The 18,541-nt window shown below is 44.8% G+C and carries 17 protein-coding genes; 14 read left to right on the top strand and 3 right to left on the bottom strand.

Going from position 1 to position 18,541, the window contains the following annotated elements:
• Positions 1-64: 64 nt before the first annotated feature.
• The gene (locus OCU21_RS00005) at positions 65-262 is read right to left on the bottom strand and encodes a hypothetical protein (RefSeq protein ID WP_261805460.1); all 198 of its coding nucleotides are present in this window, start codon (positions 260-262) and stop codon (positions 65-67) included.
• A gap of 620 nt (positions 263-882) precedes the next feature.
• Positions 883-1,854 (bottom strand): metallophosphoesterase, encoded by a 972-nt coding sequence (locus tag OCU21_RS00010; protein ID WP_261805461.1) that lies wholly within the window; start codon positions 1,852-1,854, stop codon positions 883-885.
• A 332-nt stretch (positions 1,855-2,186) separates the two neighbouring features.
• On the opposite strand from OCU21_RS00010, the gene OCU21_RS00015 reads away from it, so the two are divergent.
• From OCU21_RS00015 to OCU21_RS00035, 5 genes are all read left to right on the top strand, one after another.
• Positions 2,187-3,434 (top strand): ABC transporter substrate-binding protein, encoded by a 1,248-nt coding sequence (locus OCU21_RS00015; protein WP_261805462.1) that lies wholly within the window; start codon positions 2,187-2,189, stop codon positions 3,432-3,434.
• Between the two features lie 164 nt (positions 3,435-3,598).
• Positions 3,599-4,543 (top strand): carbohydrate ABC transporter permease, encoded by a 945-nt coding sequence (locus OCU21_RS00020; RefSeq protein ID WP_261805463.1) that lies wholly within the window; start codon positions 3,599-3,601, stop codon positions 4,541-4,543.
• Positions 4,544-5,365 carry a carbohydrate ABC transporter permease gene (locus OCU21_RS00025; RefSeq protein ID WP_261805464.1) on the top strand — a complete coding sequence of 274 codons (822 nt, stop codon included), beginning with the start codon at positions 4,544-4,546 and terminating at the stop codon, positions 5,363-5,365.
• A gap of 14 nt (positions 5,366-5,379) precedes the next feature.
• A complete protein-coding gene (locus OCU21_RS00030; protein WP_261805465.1) occupies positions 5,380-5,961 on the top strand; it encodes a hypothetical protein in 582 nt (193 codons plus the stop codon).
• A 1-nt stretch (position 5,962) separates the two neighbouring features.
• Positions 5,963-7,504 carry a BglG family transcription antiterminator gene (locus OCU21_RS00035; protein ID WP_261805466.1) on the top strand — a complete coding sequence of 514 codons (1,542 nt, stop codon included), beginning with the start codon at positions 5,963-5,965 and terminating at the stop codon, positions 7,502-7,504.
• Between the two features lie 85 nt (positions 7,505-7,589).
• Here OCU21_RS00035 and OCU21_RS00040 read toward each other — a convergent pair whose 3' ends face one another.
• Positions 7,590-8,510, bottom strand: a complete 921-nt coding sequence (locus OCU21_RS00040) for a serine hydrolase (RefSeq protein WP_261805467.1) — start codon at positions 8,508-8,510, stop codon at positions 7,590-7,592.
• A gap of 302 nt (positions 8,511-8,812) precedes the next feature.
• Here OCU21_RS00040 and OCU21_RS00045 point away from each other — a divergent pair, with 302 nt between their 5' ends.
• The 9 genes from OCU21_RS00045 (at position 8,813) to OCU21_RS00085 (ending at position 18,538) form a co-directional block, all read left to right on the top strand.
• Complete coding sequence (locus OCU21_RS00045; RefSeq protein ID WP_261805468.1) at positions 8,813-9,787, top strand: glycosyltransferase family 2 protein; 975 nt, start codon at positions 8,813-8,815, stop codon at positions 9,785-9,787.
• Positions 9,788-10,148: 361 nt separating this feature from the next.
• Entirely contained in the window at positions 10,149-11,018 is an 870-nt protein-coding gene (locus tag OCU21_RS00050) for a DUF3737 family protein (RefSeq protein ID WP_261805469.1), read from the top strand.
• The gene (locus OCU21_RS00055) at positions 11,008-12,174 is read left to right on the top strand and encodes a MalY/PatB family protein (RefSeq protein ID WP_261805470.1); all 1,167 of its coding nucleotides are present in this window, start codon (positions 11,008-11,010) and stop codon (positions 12,172-12,174) included. The genes OCU21_RS00050 and OCU21_RS00055 overlap by 11 nt, the downstream gene beginning before the upstream one ends.
• Positions 12,175-12,483: 309 nt before the next feature.
• Positions 12,484-13,566 carry an LCP family protein gene (locus tag OCU21_RS00060; protein ID WP_261805471.1) on the top strand — a complete coding sequence of 361 codons (1,083 nt, stop codon included), beginning with the start codon at positions 12,484-12,486 and terminating at the stop codon, positions 13,564-13,566.
• A gap of 52 nt (positions 13,567-13,618) precedes the next feature.
• On the top strand, positions 13,619-14,407 hold the full coding sequence (locus OCU21_RS00065) for a YveK family protein (protein WP_261805472.1): 789 nt from the start codon (positions 13,619-13,621) through the stop codon (positions 14,405-14,407).
• Between the two features lie 15 nt (positions 14,408-14,422).
• On the top strand, positions 14,423-15,148 hold the full coding sequence (locus OCU21_RS00070) for a CpsD/CapB family tyrosine-protein kinase (RefSeq protein ID WP_261805473.1): 726 nt from the start codon (positions 14,423-14,425) through the stop codon (positions 15,146-15,148).
• A complete protein-coding gene (locus OCU21_RS00075; RefSeq protein ID WP_373875445.1) occupies positions 15,078-15,908 on the top strand; it encodes a tyrosine-protein phosphatase in 831 nt (276 codons plus the stop codon). The genes OCU21_RS00070 and OCU21_RS00075 overlap by 71 nt, the downstream gene beginning before the upstream one ends.
• 352 nt (positions 15,909-16,260) lie before the next feature.
• Positions 16,261-16,908 carry a sugar transferase gene (locus OCU21_RS00080; RefSeq protein ID WP_261805625.1) on the top strand — a complete coding sequence of 216 codons (648 nt, stop codon included), beginning with the start codon at positions 16,261-16,263 and terminating at the stop codon, positions 16,906-16,908.
• Positions 16,909-17,701: 793 nt separating this feature from the next.
• Positions 17,702-18,538: a glycosyltransferase gene (locus OCU21_RS00085; protein WP_261805474.1), complete on the top strand. Its 837-nt coding sequence runs from the start codon at positions 17,702-17,704 to the stop codon at positions 18,536-18,538.
• Positions 18,539-18,541: the final 3 nt, after the last annotated feature.

Genomic DNA, 18,541 nt, shown 5'->3' on the forward strand with positions numbered 1-18,541 from the left:
ATTTCTCAAATTCCAGAAGCAAGACTCGCGATTATCGAGAAATTTTAAGGCCATTCGCCAAACGTTAGAAAGAACCGTTTTTGATTCGATCGTCCTGATGAGTCAAGACTAGACCAAGCGTATCGCATAACGCTAAATTAAAAATCTCCTGCCCATGTAGAACTAAGTCAGCGAAATCCAATTGACCATTAAATAGTTTTTTGACCTCAGATCCAAAGGAAGTTAACATTTCTGTGTTGATTTGTTGTAGAATAGATTTCAAGAGCGATTCCTCCTAGAAAGTTGTTTTGTCAATTACTATTCTAGCATAAAGGGAATCGCTCCCTTTTTATCTTCAGATAATCTACCCACTTAAACTTTACGCCAACTCTATGATACGCCATTCAGTTGTCGATGATTATCAAGTCGATTGTTACGATATGGCTATTTGTACGAACTTGTGATCGCTAGCCATGGTCATCAATTGCGTGGTGATTTGTCAATTTGCACGCGCAGGCACTATGGCGTGGCAGCTTAGTCTGCTTAAAACGGTTGAGCGGGCGGAGTGGAGTGTGGCGGGTGAGATCGCCGTGAAATTGGTCTTAGTGGCTTTGCCACTTAGATCAAGGCCTGATTTTAAGACTCGCAAAGCGAGGCTTAAAACAGCGCCCACAGCGAGCTTACCCGCCACACGCAGCGCAGACCGCGGCCAAGATTGAAACGGAACAGCTACCCACATCACAGTGAACTCACCCCGAACCACGCAGTGGAAGTTACGGCCAAGATACAGGAGTGTACAGCGAGCTCACCCGCCACGCGCAACGCAGACCGCGGCCAAGATTAGAACGGATATAGTTAGTTGCCACAGCAAGCTTGCCTATCACAGCATAAATTGATCAGAGCTCATTGTTTCCAGAAATTATTGGGCTTCTCCAGATCATCGGAGGCAAAGCGCGCCAGTTGCGCCAAATGCTCATGAGGAAAGGGAATGTTTTTGACCGGGGCAGTGGGACCATATTGGTGAAGTGAGGTGGTCAGGCCCTCTGGTTTGACCTCGATCATCCGATAGCCACGCGGAAGTTGACCGTAGCAGTTGTAGCCAGAAACATTGCCATAGATCAAGTTTAAGCCTAGAAATTCGCCAAAAAAATTATTGTCATGATCATGACCACAAAAGACACCAGCGACATGATCATTGTAACGTAGGTGGGCAAAAAGACCACTGTTCAAGACGGCGCCAGAGACCCGTCGATCATCTTCCCAGAAATGTCCTGCTAGGATGTGTTCGCCAGCTTGGAGATATTCTGGTAAGGGGATGTGTAGGAAAACCAAATCACGGGTCGGTCCGATCTTGGCTAAATAATCCGCATGGGTCCGTTCATACCACGCGATTTGTTCCAATGAGATCCAATCATAATCAGTTCCCGGTAGATCGCCATGATTACCAGAATCAAAGACATAACAAACATTGGTGATGCCTGCTGAGTTCCCCAGCTCGAAGGTATAGCATTCTTTATCGCGGTGGTCGATGAAACTGTTTTGCTTGGCGATGCGATTCTTGAACCCATTTTCTAGTTCACGTAGGTCACTACGATCGATGGTTTCTTCTGAATCGTGGTTGCCATAGGTCATTGCGATGGGATAGTCAAATTCGTTGAATAAGTCGACCAGCGCTTGATAGCCTCGTTGCGGGCGATCGACCCCCTCTGACCAGATCAAATCACCAGTGATCATGATCAAATCGGGATCAGCTGCGACGATCGCTGCCCGCAACGCCGCGAAAGTACGGATGTCTTTGGGCTCAAAAGGGTATGAACCAATGTGGATATCAGTCAATTGCATGATCTTCAAGCCATTTTCTTTAATGAGTTGCATAGGAGTCCTCCTCGGGATTTTCGAATCGTTGTTGGTGTAAAAGTGGTCGCATGCCGGCGATTTTTAGAGCGGCATTCGTGAAAAAAACCATATCTTCAAATTACTTTTTTTCGCGGTGACTAACAAGATGGCTCAGTGACTTTTTCTGCATGAATCGACCGAAAGAAAGTCGCCAGAAAAATTGCGAAAAAAGGCGCCTAGATGCTAAACTCCAATTTGTATCACAAGACATGACACCTAACGTTTGGAAGCCAAGTGCATTAACTCGAGTGCGGCGATGATCGTTGGGTGCACGGCGAAAAGCCACAATAAAGATTTGGGGAGATTTGCAAATGAAACTTAAGAAATATGGGTTGCTATTAGGATTGGCCCTATGCGCAAGTTTAGCATTAGGCGCTTGTGGCAAAAAGAATGCCCAAGCCAGCCAAGGGAAAATCAAGCTATCGATCAATTACTACAATGGCGCGATCAGTAAAGAGGCCATGGCGAACACCAAAGAACACTTTTCCAAGTATCAGTTACAATTCAAGCAAGTGCCCTCAAATGAGGATTTCGACACCAAGTTGAAGGCAAGTTTTGGTTCAAAAGCAGCGCCGGATATCACTGCGATCAATAATAATATTGAAGATTATTTACCCTACAAGACCAAATTTGTTAATCTGACCAAGTACGGCACCAAGAAATTGGCCAAAGATTATGTGACTTGGAAATGGGATTCCACTTATGCGGATCCGGATTACCAGATCGCGATGCCGATCGATATTGGTCCTAAAGCGTTGATGTTCAATGTGGCCAACTTTGAGAAAGCGGGTCTGCCAACCGACCCGAAACAAGTCAGTGAATTGATCAAGACCGAAGACGATTATCTGAAAGCAGCTGCGCAAATGAAAGAGAAGGCAAATTTGCCAATGTTTCTTTCTGCGGTCGCGCTGTTTGAAGATCGGGAACAGAAAATGACCAAAGGTATTTTCAAAAACGGTGAATTGAGTTTAGGCGAGGGTCAATTGAAAGAAGCGTGGGACTTTGCGGTCAAAGCCTATCAAAGTGGTTATACACTAGACGTTAAGTTAGGCGGCGCTGACAATGCCAATGCTCAACAAAAAGGATTGTATTCGGCGATGAACAAGGCTTCATGGGCAATCGCCGATCTGGAAGAAAATGGCACGAAACCAGGAACTTGGTTGATCGCCAAGGCGCCAGGTCAGCCATCGAACACTGGTGGCTCCTACTTGGCAGTCTTAAAAACGACGGCACATCCGCAAGAAGCAGCCGAGGTCGTGCGCTATTTGACCAATGAAAAGAACCAGCGGGCCAATTTTAAAGAGCTCAGCCTCTTCCCAACACATAAGGCAGTCTATGATGATGCTTTCATGAAGACGACCAATAAACTTTTTGGTGATGAACAATACAATCCTTATTTTGTCGATGCGGCGAACGCGATGAAATACACCGAGAGTGATCCGCGCAGTGGCACGGTCCAACGGATCTTTGAAGATCAAATGCAATTGATCCAGGATCAAAATAAAAATCCCGATCAAGCCTGGGCCGACGCAGTCAAAAAGGCGAAGACCATTGATTGATCAAGGCGATCAGATGAGCGGCAAAATCAATTGCAGTCACCATGAGTTGGATTGAACGAATTTTAGACTAGCACAGCCAGTGGTGGCCGCTTGACCTAAGTGACCACCATTCTTGGCGCCATCGCACCACACACTGACATAAGTATGATAAAGGAAGTGAAGAAATGGAAGTCAGTGATCACGGCACCGGGCTACAAACGGCGCCCAAGCACCAGCGGCACCGTTTCCGGTTTGATTTAGAAAAGGTAACGCCGTATCTGGCCATCGCGCCTTTCTATCTCCTGTTTCTCGTTTTTGGCTTGTTTCCGATCTTGTTCTCCGGTTATTTAGCATTGAGCAAATGGGATGGCATCGGACAGATCCAATTTACCGGTTGGACGAATCTCCAACGTTTGGCTCAGGATACCGATTTCTGGTTATCGCTGAAGAATACTGTTTTGATCTGGGCTTTGGGGACTTTTCCAATGTTATTCTTGGCGTTGGTCCTGGCCTTTATGCTCAGTCTCAAGATGTTCAAGCATAAAGAGACACTAAAAGCTTTATTATTTTTGCCAAATATCACTTCAGTCGTGGCGATCACGATTTTGTTTGGCCTGATTTTTTCTAATCTGGACGGGCTAGCTAATGGCGTCTTACATTTGTTCGGTCTGCGCTCGATCAATTGGTTGACCAGTCCTAACTGGGTGCGTGTTGTGATCGCCTCGGTCAATGTTTGGCAATACACCGGGTACAACATGATCATTTATCTGACTGGGATCGCGCGGATCTCCAAAGATTACAGTGAAGCGGCGCAAATGGATGGCGCGAATAATCGGCAGATTTTTTGGAAAATCACCGTACCACAATTGAAGCCGATCATTTTGTTCACGGTGATGATGTCAACGATCGGCGGTCTGCAAGTTTTCTCAGAAGCGCAGGTCTTAGTTCCATCTGGCGCTACTCCGCAAGGCGGCGCGATGACGATCGTTTATTATCTGTACAATACGGCCTTCACCAATCACCAGTTTGGTTATGGCTCTACGATTGCTTGGGGCTTAGTGGCCTTGATCGTCCTTTTCTCGGCCGTGAACTGGTATGTGACGACTAAACGGATCCAGGGGGTCAACTAAATGACACGAATCATGCATGGCAGTATCCGACTTCTGGTTGGACTTGCAGTTTTACTTTCGCTTTTTCCCTTCTATTGGATGTTGGTCATGGCCAGCAAAAAAAATAGTGAGATCTATCGCACGCCACCAAGCTTGTGGGTCGGTGATCAGCTTTGGCACAATATCCAGGCTGTGATCGCTCAAACTAGTTTCTTCCATGCTTTGTTCAATACGTTGTTCATTGCGGTCACCTCAACGCTTTTAGTCCTGTTTTTTGACTCATTAGCGGGTTTTGCTTTTGCGAAATTACATTTTCGTGGGCAAGCGTTTCTGTTCGCTTTCCTCCTAGGGACGATGATGATCCCCGGTCAGTTGAATATCATTCCTTCATTTTATCTGATGGATAAATTGGGCTGGGTCGGTTCCTATAAGGCTTTGATCATTCCGGGGATGGCCAACGCTTTTGGCATCTTTTGGATCAAGCAATATTGTACCGATTCTATTCCGGATAGTTTATTAGAAGCGGCTAAGCTTGATGGTTGTTCCACCTTTCGGATCTATTGGTCGGTGGCGTTGCCGATCATGCGACCAGCCTTAGCGTTTTTGGCGCTGTTTTCTTTCATGGGTTCTTGGAATGATTATATGTGGCCTTTGATCATTCTCAACGATGAGGCGAAATATACCTTGATGTTGGCTTTGACCCAATTGAAGGGAATCTATTCGGTCAACTATCCTTTAGTGATCACAGGCACATTATTAGCGACTTTACCTTTGTTAGTTTTATTCATTTTCTTCAGTAAACAATTGATTTCCGGTATTACCGATGGCGCGGTCAAAGAATAGGAGGGCCTAAGGTGTTGGCGACAGTCAAGCAATTTGTTGAGCAACAGCTCGATCGGCTAGGAAAAATTTTATTCACAGGTTTACTCATCCTAGCTGGATTTGTTACAATAGTCGGTGGTGGTCTAGGCCTGATTTTGGCTCAGCGCTACACCAGTGATCGCCAGGATTGGTGGTCAGGTGTTTGGCAGTGGTCCTTGATCAAAAAGGCGTTGATCTTGACCCTATTTGGTTGGCTTTGGATCTTGGCCATCCTGTTTAACTTTCAGATGGTGCCGCAAATGGTGGGAGTCGGGGGAGTTCTCCATTTGAGCGGTACGATCTTGATCGCTTGGCTAGGTGGCATGTGGCTATTATGGTCGCAACATCGCTTGGCGTTGAGAGGATCGACAGGCTGGCTGGGGCACAAACGTCATTTACAAGAAGTTTGTGCCTTAGGTGGGCCTTTATCTGGGTTATTGGTCATAGATCTAGGTTGTTTTTTGGTGATGTGGTGTTTTCCAGCAACAGCTTTATTGCTTGTTGGCTTAGTTTTTACTTGGCAGGAACGTTTTTTAAAGCGACTAGGGACAAGATTTCAGGATAAAATGGGGGAGTAAGATGAGTAAAATGACGATGACAGCGCAACCGAAATTAACGCAACGCGAGATCGACCTTTTGAATCAACTGCTACATCAAGAAACACCGGTGACTTTAGTTCAAATCGGCGCGGAAATGTCCTTATCTGAGCACCAGATCCGTTATGCTTTATCAAAGATCAATCACTTTTTGTCCCAAAAGGGGCTTGGCTGGGTCAATCTTGACCGTGATCGGCTCACATTGCCACAACCTCAGGAAACACAAAAAGCCTTAGCATATTTCGTTTCCCATACCACGCCAGCGCAGTTCCGCTATTCGCAGACACAGATGCAACGTTTCATTTTGTTGAAACTATTGTTGAGCGAGCAGCCCTTGAGCACCAACTACTTCATGAGTGCGCTGTATCGTTCGCGGACCACCGTGGTCAAAACTTTGAATGAAGTGCGGGCGATCTGCGCCGGTTTGGGGCTGGAGTTGGAACATTTAAAACGCTCCGGCTACCAAGTTGAGGGGCCAAATTTCAAAAAATTAGTTGTTTTTCTACGATTATTGATGAGTACGATCAATATTCGCGAGATCTATAGTTTTTATTATCGCGATAATATCTATTCGAAAATGGGCGAGCTAGTCCTATTCAATGTTTTTGAATTAGATCAGTTATTGACCGCTTTGAAGAAGACCATGACTTATACCCAAGATACCACGGGAATCGACGACACAGATTTCTTCTTGTTGACGATCTTAAACTATAAGTTAGCGGAAATGTCTGCGGCGCCGCGTTTGGCCGCTGAAAGTGAAGTCTTGCCCTTGGCGGAATTAGCCGAGCAGATTTTTGCCAACGGTCGCCAAGGTGATCTGGCGATGGAACGGACTTTGACTGACCAACTGAATCAGCATGTGGAACAAGCGTTAGGATTGACCGTTCCGTTTTCTGCTCAGTTCAGCAATGTGTTGAGCCATCACTTGCGTCGCGTTTTGTTTCGTGAGGAGAATGAGTTGCCACCAGTAGTCCCACCAAGCGAGTTTATGCCGGGGGATCAGCAGCACTTACGTCAGATCGTGGCGGCGGGGATCACAAAATTCGCTATTCCTTGTTTTAGTTCGACGGATATTGAACTGGTGACCGCCTTTTATGCCAGTGAGTTGGAAAAGCAAAAACCGCAAAGTTGGCAACCGCCGCGGATCCTAGTGGTCTGTGTTGAAGGTCCCGCTTTGGCGCATATCCTACGCAATCAGCTTTCGCGGTTGATGCCCAGTGATCAGATCGATCTAGCGGCTGTCTATGAGGTCACCGAGCATAAATTACAAAGTTATGACCTGATCATCAGCACTGTCAAGTTACCTAGCGCTGATCAGGAGAAAGTTCTATTATTGAAACCACCGTTTAGTACCGATCTTTTACCAGCGGTCCAACAACGCTTGGCGACAATGGTTCGGGCCTGCGTGATCACCGATGACGCGCAGATGACTGCTGTGACTGCCGCCGTCCGGGCTACAGAACTACCGCAACCAGAACAAAAAGTTTTGGAACAGCGTTTGCGGGAGATCTTGACCGCCGGCTGATCCTGATATAAGGATAAATAAAAAGACCGCATTGCCTGAATGAAGGGCGATGCGGTTTTTTGATGAAAATAGTAGCGCACAAAGGTCAATTTTGATCGATGACGGTGGCTGTTGCTTGAGCCAATTGTCCGATCAAGGCCTGGCCAGTGGCTTCACTTTCATTTTGATCTGTCAGGACGGCGATTGTGTAATCATTGCCGCCAGTGGTCGTGACGTGCCCGATACTGTTGATCATGGTGTTGCCTTCATCAGTTAACCAGCCATTCTTCAACTGCCAACTGGCGCTACCAGTTGAAACACCCCAACTTTGCTCGGCGCTGACTTGGCCCATCAATGATTGGATATAGGCTTGATCAGCAGTCGATAAGTAAGCACTGTTGTAAAAAATCGTGTTTAGAAGTTTGAGCTGATCGCTGGCCGTTGTTTGAGTTAAACCCCATGCCTCAGTATCGGCGCTGGAATCAGTCATCGCTAAGGCCGAAAAAAGTTGATCAGTGGCACCATAACCACCGAGGATCGTCTGCAAAAAGTAAGTCGCGGCATCATTTGAACTATTCTCGATCATTTCGGTGGCCTGTTCACTTTCAGCCGTGGTCAAGGCAGTGCCTTGTTGTTCCGCCTGATGGAGGACTTGGGTCAGGATAGTCGCTTTGATGATACTGGCAGTAGCATGGGTGCTTGTAGTCGCGTCATTACTTAATTGGATCGTTTGTTGACGCTCCGGCAAATAAATGGCGATGTCAACGCGACTTGAAGTCTGATCAAGAATAGCCTGCCACTGTGCTAAAAGCGTTTCTTGCAAAGTTGTCTTCGTTGTGGCAGCCGTTTGCTGGCTCTTTACCGCGGCTGTTTTCGCTTGGGTGAGCACCGCCTGTTGGTCATCTTTTGCTTGCGCTTTGGCAACGCTTGAAGAACCTGTCTGCTGTGCTGTATCTAATAGTTTAACACCGGCGCCGAGTAACGCGACACCGATCAAGAGCCAAGAAACTAGGTGCTTTAATTTCAATCGATTTTCTCCTAACGACCTTTAACTAATTTAAAGTTAATGAGTAATAGATAAAAGTATAGTCAAAAAGAATGAAAAATAACTGACCTAATTATGAAAGATAAATGAATTTTGCTTTATATTCTAGTGAAACACATCGTTATCCGGCGTCATCCATCAGTAGAATCAGCACGTGGACGTTACGAGTTAGATAGATATTTGAGGTTAAGTGTTGTCAAAACAGAGAAGCTATCACTATAATAGAGATTAGCGCAGCCTTGTGTAAATGGTTACAGTTCAATAAGGACCTAGGGGGAAATAGTTTGAAAAGATTGGCGATAGTGGTGCCTTGTTTTAATGAAGAAGAAGTTCTACCGATCACCGTGCCAGAATTAGAGCGCGTGATCTTCGAACTGATCCAAGCGCAGAAAATCAGCGTTGATAGTCAGATCGTTTTCGTTGATGATGGTAGTCATGATCAGACTTGGCCGCTGATCGAACACTTCACTGATAGTGATGATCATGTCACCGGCATCAAGTTGAGTCGTAATTTTGGTCACCAAGACGCTTTGATTGCCGGACTGACCTCGGTCGTTTCGAGCTTTGATGCAGTCGTCACCATCGATGCTGACTTGCAGGACGATGTCAACGCGATCAAGCAAATGGTCGATTGCTTCTTAGCTGGCGCTGAAGTGGTTTACGGTGTTCGCAGTAGCCGGCAGACCGACACTTGGTTCAAACGCTCAACGGCAGAAGGTTTTTACAAGACGATGAACTTTTTAGGGGTGCATATGGTGCCTGATTCCGCTGATTTTCGCTTACTCAGCCAGCGAGCGACCCAAACCTTATTGGATTATCCTGAGCGAAATCTTTTTTTGCGCGGGATCGTGCCATTATTAGGTTTCCGCTCGGCGAAGGTGTCTTATGAACGTCACGCACGGGTAGCGGGCGTTTCTAAGTATCCATTGAAAAAAATGATCAGATTCGCCGTTGATGGCATCACGTCATTCTCAACGGCGCCGATCAAACTGATCATGAATCTGGGTTTTTTGATCGTGCTGATCTGCATCGGTCTCTTGATCTACACCTTGGTCCAGAAGATCCAAGGTCGGGTCGTTTCTGGTTGGTCTTCACTCATGATCTCAGTTTGGGCGTTGGGTGGCGTTCAATTGATCTGTATCAGTGTGATCGGTGAATATGTTGGCAAAATCTTTACCGAAGTCAAGCAACGACCGCGGTTTACGATCGAACGGAATCTTTTGCAAGAACAGATCGAAGCCAAGTCGTCCAATAAATAAGTCGCAAACGCTGATTAAATAAAAGCCGGCCGTCGTAACTATTTTTATAGTTGGGCGGCTATTTTGTTGGGTAATAATAACTTTAGCGTATAGCTTTCATGAGAAATGAGCATTAGACAGATCTTTCACCGCGGTTTAAACTACTAACTGGACGGGGTTCACTGGCGCTGGCTTTTTAAGCAAAAAACGAACCGCGATGCTTGACGAGCATCGCCGGTAAAATAAAAAGCATTTTCAGATTCAACTTACTTATAGTATGATAGACGTGAGGATATCTTTCCATCATTGGCTATGATGAGATCAAAATAAGAATATAGGGAATCAAGGTCGTCTATTCAGGCAACCAGGGAAGGAAAAAAGAATGTCAGAAATAATCAAGCAACAATATTTAACTGGTGAGCGTGCGCTTTTTCAAGGTCATGATCTGGCGATCAGTGAAACGGTCTTCGCTAATGGCGAATCGCCACTGAAGGAAAGTCATGATCTGATTTTGAATAATGATACTTTTGAATGGAAATACCCTTTATGGTACAGTCAGCACATTCAGGCTCAGAATTTGACGCTATTGGAAATGGCGCGTTCAGGGATCTGGTACACCAAAGATATCGCGATCAGTGATAGCTTGATCCAAGCGCCTAAGAATTTCCGCCGGAGTGAGAAGATCAAATTGACCCGTGTTGAATTGACCCACGCCGAAGAGACTTTGTGGAATTGTCGGCAGATCGAACTGGATCATGTTACCGCAGATGGCGACTATTTCGGCATGAACAGCCAGCAGATCACCGCCGATCATTTGGCGATCTCTGGCAATTATTTATTTGACGGTGGTCGTGATATCGTGGTCGATCATGCGCGCCTGATCGCCAAGGATGCTTTTTGGAATTGTGAAAACGTGGTGATCAAAAATTCAACGATCATCGGCGAATATTTCGGTTGGAATTCACGCAATGTGACCTTGATCAATTGTACGATCGAGAGTCATCAGGGTTTTTGTTATATGGAAAATCTCAAATTAGAAAATTGTCGTTTATTGAACACCGATCTGGCGTTTGAATATTCGACCGTTGACGCAACGATCCAGAGCAAGATCAATAGTGTCAAAAATCCGATCAGTGGTCGGATCGAGGCCGCCGCGATCGAACAGCTCATCTTTGATGATCCTCAAATCGATCCTACTAAGACCACGATCAGCACCACGCAAAACAAGGGGGTACTCTCAGATGCCATTTGATTTTGAGCAAGCGCCACACCGTGAAGGCACCAATTCCGTTAAATGGGATGTAGCTAAAGGCGAATTACCAATGTGGGTCGCGGATATGGATTTCGCGGTCGCGCCAGTGATCAAACAAGCGTTGCAACAACGTTTGGATCAGGACGCTTACGGTTATAATGAGATCCCTGCCAGTTTTGGGCAGACGATCGCCAACTGGTGGCAAAAACGACATCAACTGAAATTGGATCCGGCTTGGGTACTATTTTCAGCCGGAGTCATCCCCAGCATTTCATCAACGGTCCGTAAACTGACGCATCCTGGCGATAACGTCGTTGTCCTAACACCGGTCTATAATATCTTCTATAATTCGATCCGCAATAATCAACGGCAGATCTTGACCAGTGAGTTAAGCTATCAGGACGGCGCCTACAAAATAGATTTTGCCGATCTTGAAGAAAAACTAGCGCGCGCGAATACGTCCCTGATGATCTTCTGTAATCCCCACAACCCGATCGGTAAGGTTTGGGATCGGGCAACTTTGACCCGAGTCGGTGAACTATGTCTACGCTACCACGTCGTTTTGCTTAGCGATGAGATCCATTGTGATCTAACTCATCCAGGACACGATTATGTACCAATGCTGAGTTTGACACCAGCGATCGCAGCCAATACGATCATGTGTGTTTCCGCGACGAAGGCCTTCAATATTGCTGGGATCCAGACTTCGGCGATCGTGATCCCAGATCCGCGTTTGCGGCAATTAGTCGACCGTCAGATCAATACTGACGAAGTCGCGGAACCCAACACTTTCGCGATCCAAGCTCTGGAAGCAGCCTTTAATGAAGGGGGCCCTTGGCTGGACGCTTTGAACCAATATTTAGCGGGAAATCGCCGCTTGCTCCAAGATTTTCTGGCTGAAAAAGTGCCCGAAGTGAGCTTGATCCCAAGTGAGGCAACCTATTTAGCGTGGTTAGACTGTCAACAGATCTGCCAAGATTCAGAAGAATTGGCCCATGCCATTCGCCAAGAAACCGGTCTGTTCTTGACTGCCGGGGAGGTCTATGGCGGTAATGGCGCCCAGTTCCTCCGCTGGAATTACGCCTGCCCCCGAGCGCGCCTGCAAGACGGCCTGAACCGCTTTGCTCAGGCGGTCGAGAATTATCGCGGGGAGTAAGTGCAACTCAAATCTTGTAGTAATTGTAAACATCAAATCTTTTCTTCATCGGCAGCAAAAGCGTTTCGAGAAAATTCGAAACGCTTTTTTAAATAGCTCAGTCCTATTCGGACATTAAATGTCCATGATGACACAAAAGCAAACTTTATAGAAGTTATTGGAGAAAAAAATTTTAGAAAAATGCGCGCCCGCTTTGATTACATGCTAAGATTAAATTGTTGTGTCAATGTGAAGTTGTGTTTTTTCTTGACAATGAAATATGGTAGAATGAAAGCAATCTGTTAATCGAGTTACAAGGAGGAGTCAAGCTTGAGTCAGAATGAAAAGAAAACTGATCAGATGCGGCGGCACAAACATCATCACCACCGCCATCATCGTGTGCGCAACACGATCCTGATCATTTTGGGTGTTTTTGTGGTGGCTGTTCTAGGTTATATTGGTTGGTTCTATTTCTCGGCGCGTAGTGCGATCAATGATTCGTATAAGTCAGCGGGTGAGAAGCAACAGGCAAAAAATGTCGTGGCCGAGAAGAAGTCACTAAATGTCCTGTTGATGGGTGCGGATACTGGTGCATTGGGCCGAACTTATCAAGGTCGGACTGATACGATGATCATCGCCACGATCAATCCAAAAGATAAAAAGACGACATTGACCAGTATTCCCCGGGATACGATGGGGGAGATCGTTGGCGCTAACGAGTTTAATTATCAACGGCTCAACGCGGCTTATGAGGTCGGTGGGTCCACCATGGCCTTGAACTCGCTCTCCAAATTAGTCAATGTTCCGATCCAATATTATGTCACGATCAATATGGGCGGCTTGACGAAAATCGTCGATGCGGTCGGAGGTGTTGATGTCAATGTGCCTTTTGACTTTACCTATGAAGGCAATACTTACACCAAAGGTAAAATGCACCTCAATGGCCAACAAGCTTTAGGCTATTCACGGATGCGTTATGACGACCCTAAAGGTGATTATGGCCGTCAGGATCGGCAGCGGGAAGTTATCATTTCTGCGGTCAAGGCAGCGGTTTCTACCCGAACTTTGACGAATTTCCAAAGTGTGCTCAGCTCGATCTCCAAAAATATGGTCAGCAACCTGTCTTTTGATGATATGGTCAGCATCTTTACCGACTATCGCGGCTATGCTGCTAATATGGTCAGTGACCACTTGCAGGGTGTTGGCGCCATGTGGGGCAAAGCGATGATCCAGATCCCGACAACGGCGGAGTTACAACGAGTCTCCGATAATTTGCGAGAACAAAGTGGCTTGAAGCAAGAAACGTTATCCAACCAAGAAACCCGGCAAAACGAATTGAACCTGAAGAATGGTTTCCAATTTGAAGGTGGCAGCAGCAGTCAACAATTTGTTGTTTATCCACCAAGCAATTAGGCTCATCAAGCGGAAGCACTCAAAAAAATTTAAAAGAAAATGGGAGTTTGTTTTGGAACAAGAAATCAATTTAGGCGATGTTTTTAAAACATTAAAAAAACACTGGGTCTTGATCGCAGTGACGGCGGTATTAACGACTCTGGTCGCGTTTGTCTTGAGTTACATGATCATTACCCCAAAATATCAAGCATCAGTCGATATTCTCGTCAATCGTAAAAAAGATGATGGCATTGGCGCGCAATTGAGTGACCAACAGGCTGATGTCAATATGATCAATACCTACAAAGATATTATTACCAAGTCGGTCGTTTTAATACCGGTCCAGGATGACTTGGCCAATGAGGATGGTATTGTTTTGAGCTTAAGTGAGCTGGAGAGTATGGTCACGGTTAATACTGAACAAAATTCGCAAGTCTTTACTGTTGATGTCACCGATACCGATCGGGCTCGGGCCAAGACCGTGGCGAATAAGATCGGTGCGGTCTTCAAATTAAAAGTGCGGGATATTCTAAGCGTCAATAATGTCACCATCATCTCTAAGGCAAAAATGCCTAAGGCGCCGATCTCACCCAATAAAAAGCGTAATTTATTGATCGGGCTTTTATTAGGGCTGATCATCGGCGCTGTGGTCGCGATCATGATCGATCTGACCGATCATAATGTCAAAGACATGGACTTCTTAACGGACGAACTAGGTTTGACTAAGTTGGGCATGGTCAGTCATTATCATGCGCGGGCGGCCAATACCCGGATCGCGCCAATACCACGACCGATCCCTGTTCCGGTAGCGACGTCGCAGCAATCGGCTTCCTTAAATCGAAGTCCCAAGAAACGAGTTTAGAAAGGAGTAGCGCAGATGTTTGGTAGAAAAAAAGCAGTACCAGAACCAGTTAAGGCGGCGCAACTCTTCACTTTGAATGAGCCAACTTCAGTGATCACTGAGCAGATCAAAACCATTCGGACGAATTTAAGCTTCACCCAGGAAGCAAAAGATTTAAAGAGTATTATGTTGACATCTGCTTTGGCTTTTGAAGGCAAGTCCACGATTGCGGTCAATTTAGCAATTGAATTTGCCAATGCGGGCAAGCGGGTCGTTTTGATCGACGCTGATTTGCGTCGTTCAACCCTGAATCGAACTTTCCAGATCCGCGACATCAATCGGGGCTTGACCAATGTGTTGATCCACCGTTTTGATAGTATCAAGGATGTGATCCACCCCACGGAAGTGCCCAATCTGTATGCAGTTCCTAGTGGTCCAACACCACCGAATCCTGCTGAATTAGTTGGCAGTGAATCGATGCGTAAAGTTCTGGCGGATCTGACCCAACAATTCGATTTAGTGATCGTGGACGCGCCACCGATTTTACCCGTGACAGATGGCAAAGTTCTCGCAAGTATGGTTGATGGGGTTGTTTTAGTGGTGCGCCAAAATCGCACGTCGAAAGCTGATGTGAAAGAGACCAAGAACTCATTGGAGCAGGTCCATGCTAATATTTTGGGTGTGATCCTGAATGATGTTCAAGTCAAAGGAGCAGATGGCTATTATGGATACGGGTACGGCTACGAAAGTGAGACGAAATAGTTTAGTCGATTTGCATTGTCATATTTTGCCAGGTATCGATGATGGTTCGCCTGATTTAGCGACTTCTTTAGAACTGGCACAGACTGCAGTCAGGGAAGGTATTGGCTATATTTTGGCGACCCCCCATCATTTGGATCGGCAATATATTAATCATCGCGCTGATGTCGAGCAGGCAGTGACGAAGTTCCAGCATGAGCTTGATCAGGCCCAGATCCCCCTGACTATTTTCGCTGGCCAAGAAGTTCACCTCAATGGGGACTTGGCTAAACGATTGCCTGATCTGCTAGGGATCGATGAAAATATGCACTATATGTTGGTTGAATTTCCTCATCAGGAAGTTCCCACCTATACGAAAGAATTGTTTTTCCAGCTAAATTGTCAGGATATCATTCCGGTGATCGCGCACCCTGAACGGAATGCGCAAATCTTGAAGCAGCCAGAGATTTTGTACGAGCTCGAGACTGAGGGCGCGCTCGCACAATTGACGGCGACAAGTTTGGTGGGTGGCTTTGGTAAGAAATTACGGAAATTTTCAATAGATCTAGTCAAGCATGGCTTAGTCCAAGTGGTTGCTTCTGATGCCCATGCCTTAAAGAACCGCAAGTTTGCATTGCGTGAGGCTTACTTGGCTTTAGATGAAATCGATCGCGATTTCGGACCGATTTTCTTCGAGAATTCTAAGCATCTTTTAAATGGTGAGATCCTGAATCAACAGATTTCCTTACAACCGATCCGCAAACATAGTTGGTGGCAAAAATAACAATAACTGTTCACAGAATGTCTAGATAGGCACAATCATTCTTTGAATAGCAAAAAAATTAACACCATCAATGGTTGGAGTGTCATGGGTTAGGCTAGTCAATCATTTTTTTGGCGAAAAATCGGGTTAATTGTGCAATACCCTTTTTATATAATAGATGTTAATTGAGCGAATCAGTGGATGATACAACGGACGGGTTGGGCAACTCAAGAACTATTGATTTCGAGCATTGAGAGACTTTATTGGTGTCTGAGTGATCGATTTTGGAGGAATAGATTTGGAGAAACAGGAGAAAGTTGCTAAACAGCTCGTGGGCAATGCACGTGAGCAGATCAAGCTGTCACATTGGCAAGTGACAGTCGATTGGTGGCAGGACGCGCATGCCGCTGGGCGCTTGGGCTATGTGTTGATCAAGCGTGTTTTTGATTTCTTTGCTAGTTTTGTGGGCTTGATCCTATTATCACCATTGTTTTTAGTGATTGCGGTCATGATCAAGTTAGATGATCCGGCGGGTCCAGTTTTTTATTCACAACAGCGCTTAGGTCGCAAGGAGCGAGAGTTTCGGATGTTTAAGTTTCGTTCGATGTGCGTTGATGCGGATAAGAAGCTAAAGGAATTGCTTGATAAAAACGAAGTTGATGGCGCGATGTTCAAAATGAAAGAGGACCCGCGCATCACAAAAATTGGGCATTTTATTCGCAGGACAAGTATTGATGAACTGCCACAATTACTGAATGTTTTCTTAGGTGATATGTCCTTAGTGGGACCACGACCGCCACTACCGCGCGAGATTGCTCAGTATTCTGACTATGATCGAAAACGCCTGGCTGTCAAACCGGGTTGTACTGGATTATGGCAGGTCAGTGGTCGTAATGATGTTGGCTTTAAAGAAATGGTTGAGCTTGATATTAGATATATTGAGAAACGCTCAATTTTTCTAGATTTGAAGATCATCTTTAGGACAGTAGGGATTATGCTGCGTCCTAACGGTGCGTATTAGCTATAACCTCGTGAATATTTTTAACAATCCGATTAATCCTTTTTTCAGCATTTGATTTTGCTATCATTTGCTTATAAAAGGGTGATGGCTATATTGATTTCTTGTTACTTATGTGGAAGGGAGAATCAGTAAAGTAGAAAAATACATACCATGAAGTTTATGGTTTCCCAAAATAGTATGGCTCATATTATCTCCAGAGACATTAAATCATTTGATTGCAGTAAATGATTTCGAAGATAAGTTTTTGCAGTCGATATTGAAGGACTGCATGATTATGCTGGCTTATAATAAAAAACATAGAACAAGGATATTGGATAAAATAGTAGTGAAAGGTTGTTCTCTGTTATCTCAGGATAAAATATTAAGGTTTTAACGAGAGAATGGATGACATCAGAAAATGGATAAGGATGTACCAGATTTGTATATATGCATGTAAGCTACTCGTGAAGAAATAGAGATGATTCGTTTTCTACAGACGTGTTTCATAGTGGTTTAATTTAAAACTATAAAATAGTCCTATATTTTAGGTGGACTCACGCACGTCTTTCTGATTCTTTCAAGTGTGGTCATGTCTGCTACAAGATTACTGCTTTCTATCGTGCTGGAGATGAAAATGAAATTATTTTGGGACGACATTAAGGGTCAATATTTTCAGGTAGCTTTGAAGAAATAACCAGCGGTTTGGTTATCATCTAGGCGATAGTAAATGGTTTGATCCAAGTGAAAAAGAATAGAATTTTTAGGTTTAAGGGTGCAAACGAATGGAATAAGGTATAGAAAGAGGAAGTGAAACGTGGCTGAAAACTATAGCGTACTAATGGCAGTGTACTACAGAGAAAAACCGCAATACTTAAAAATAGCGATTCAGTCTATGTTAAACCAGACCGAAAGCCCTAATGAGTTTATTATTGTAAAAGACGGTCCTTTGAGTGAGGAACTTGACTCTGTTATTAATGGATTTGTTAAAAAATACCCTGGCCTATTTACATTAATTGTGAACAAGACAAATATGGGATTGGGCCCCGCATTGAGAAAAGGCGTTGAACAAGCAAGAAACGAATATATTGCGCGAATGGATTCAGATGACTATTCTGTTCCTGAAAGATGCGAAAAACAACTGAAGTTATTCCAAGAAGACTGCAAACTTGGGATGGTAGGATCGTATGAGGCTGAATTCATAAATACGAAAGAGAATATAGTTGCAGTTCACAAAGTGCCAGAGCAAGACGAAGAAATACGAAAATTTATGCGAAGAAGGTGCGCTATTCTTCATCCCACTGTAGTGTTTAAGAAGAATGATGTAATTAGAGCCGGAAATTACCAAGAAGAATCGATTTTTGCGGAATATGAAGATTATGATTTATTTGCTCGAATGATTTTTGATACCAATGTCAAATGTTATAATATTCAAGAGTCGCTATATCATATTAGGACGAGTGATGACTTCTATGAGAGGCGTGGAGGCCTAGCTTACGCAAAAACAGTTTTACGGTTCAAATGGAATCTTTTCATAAAACATGATATGCTGTTTCTGGATTTTTGTATAAGTGGAGTGGGTCAGGCCTTTGTATGTATATTGCCAAATAAATTGAGAAAAATAATTTACAAGATTTTTTTAAGAGGAGAGTAAAGC

It is taken from the genome of Lapidilactobacillus luobeiensis (assembly GCF_024345205.1).
GTDB lineage: Bacteria > Bacillota > Bacilli > Lactobacillales > Lactobacillaceae > Lapidilactobacillus > Lapidilactobacillus luobeiensis.

Bases quoted from the DNA above. Each gene is read 5' to 3' on its own strand.
- OCU21_RS00010 (WP_261805461.1), bottom strand. From the start codon at position 1,854: ATGCAACTCATTAAAGAAAATGGCTTGAAGATCATGCAATTGACTGAT.
- OCU21_RS00020 (WP_261805463.1), top strand. From the start codon at position 3,599: ATGGAAGTCAGTGATCACGGCACCGGGCTACAAACGGCGCCCAAGCAC.
- OCU21_RS00070 (WP_261805473.1), top strand. From the start codon at position 14,423: ATGTTTGGTAGAAAAAAAGCAGTACCAGAACCAGTTAAGGCGGCGCAA.
- OCU21_RS00015 (WP_261805462.1), top strand. From the start codon at position 2,187: ATGAAACTTAAGAAATATGGGTTGCTATTAGGATTGGCCCTATGCGCA.
- OCU21_RS00055 (WP_261805470.1), top strand. From the start codon at position 11,008: ATGCCATTTGATTTTGAGCAAGCGCCACACCGTGAAGGCACCAATTCC.
- OCU21_RS00075 (WP_373875445.1), top strand. From the start codon at position 15,078: ATGATGTTCAAGTCAAAGGAGCAGATGGCTATTATGGATACGGGTACG.
- OCU21_RS00035 (WP_261805466.1), top strand. From the start codon at position 5,963: ATGAGTAAAATGACGATGACAGCGCAACCGAAATTAACGCAACGCGAG.
- OCU21_RS00050 (WP_261805469.1), top strand. From the start codon at position 10,149: ATGTCAGAAATAATCAAGCAACAATATTTAACTGGTGAGCGTGCGCTT.
- OCU21_RS00025 (WP_261805464.1), top strand. From the start codon at position 4,544: ATGACACGAATCATGCATGGCAGTATCCGACTTCTGGTTGGACTTGCA.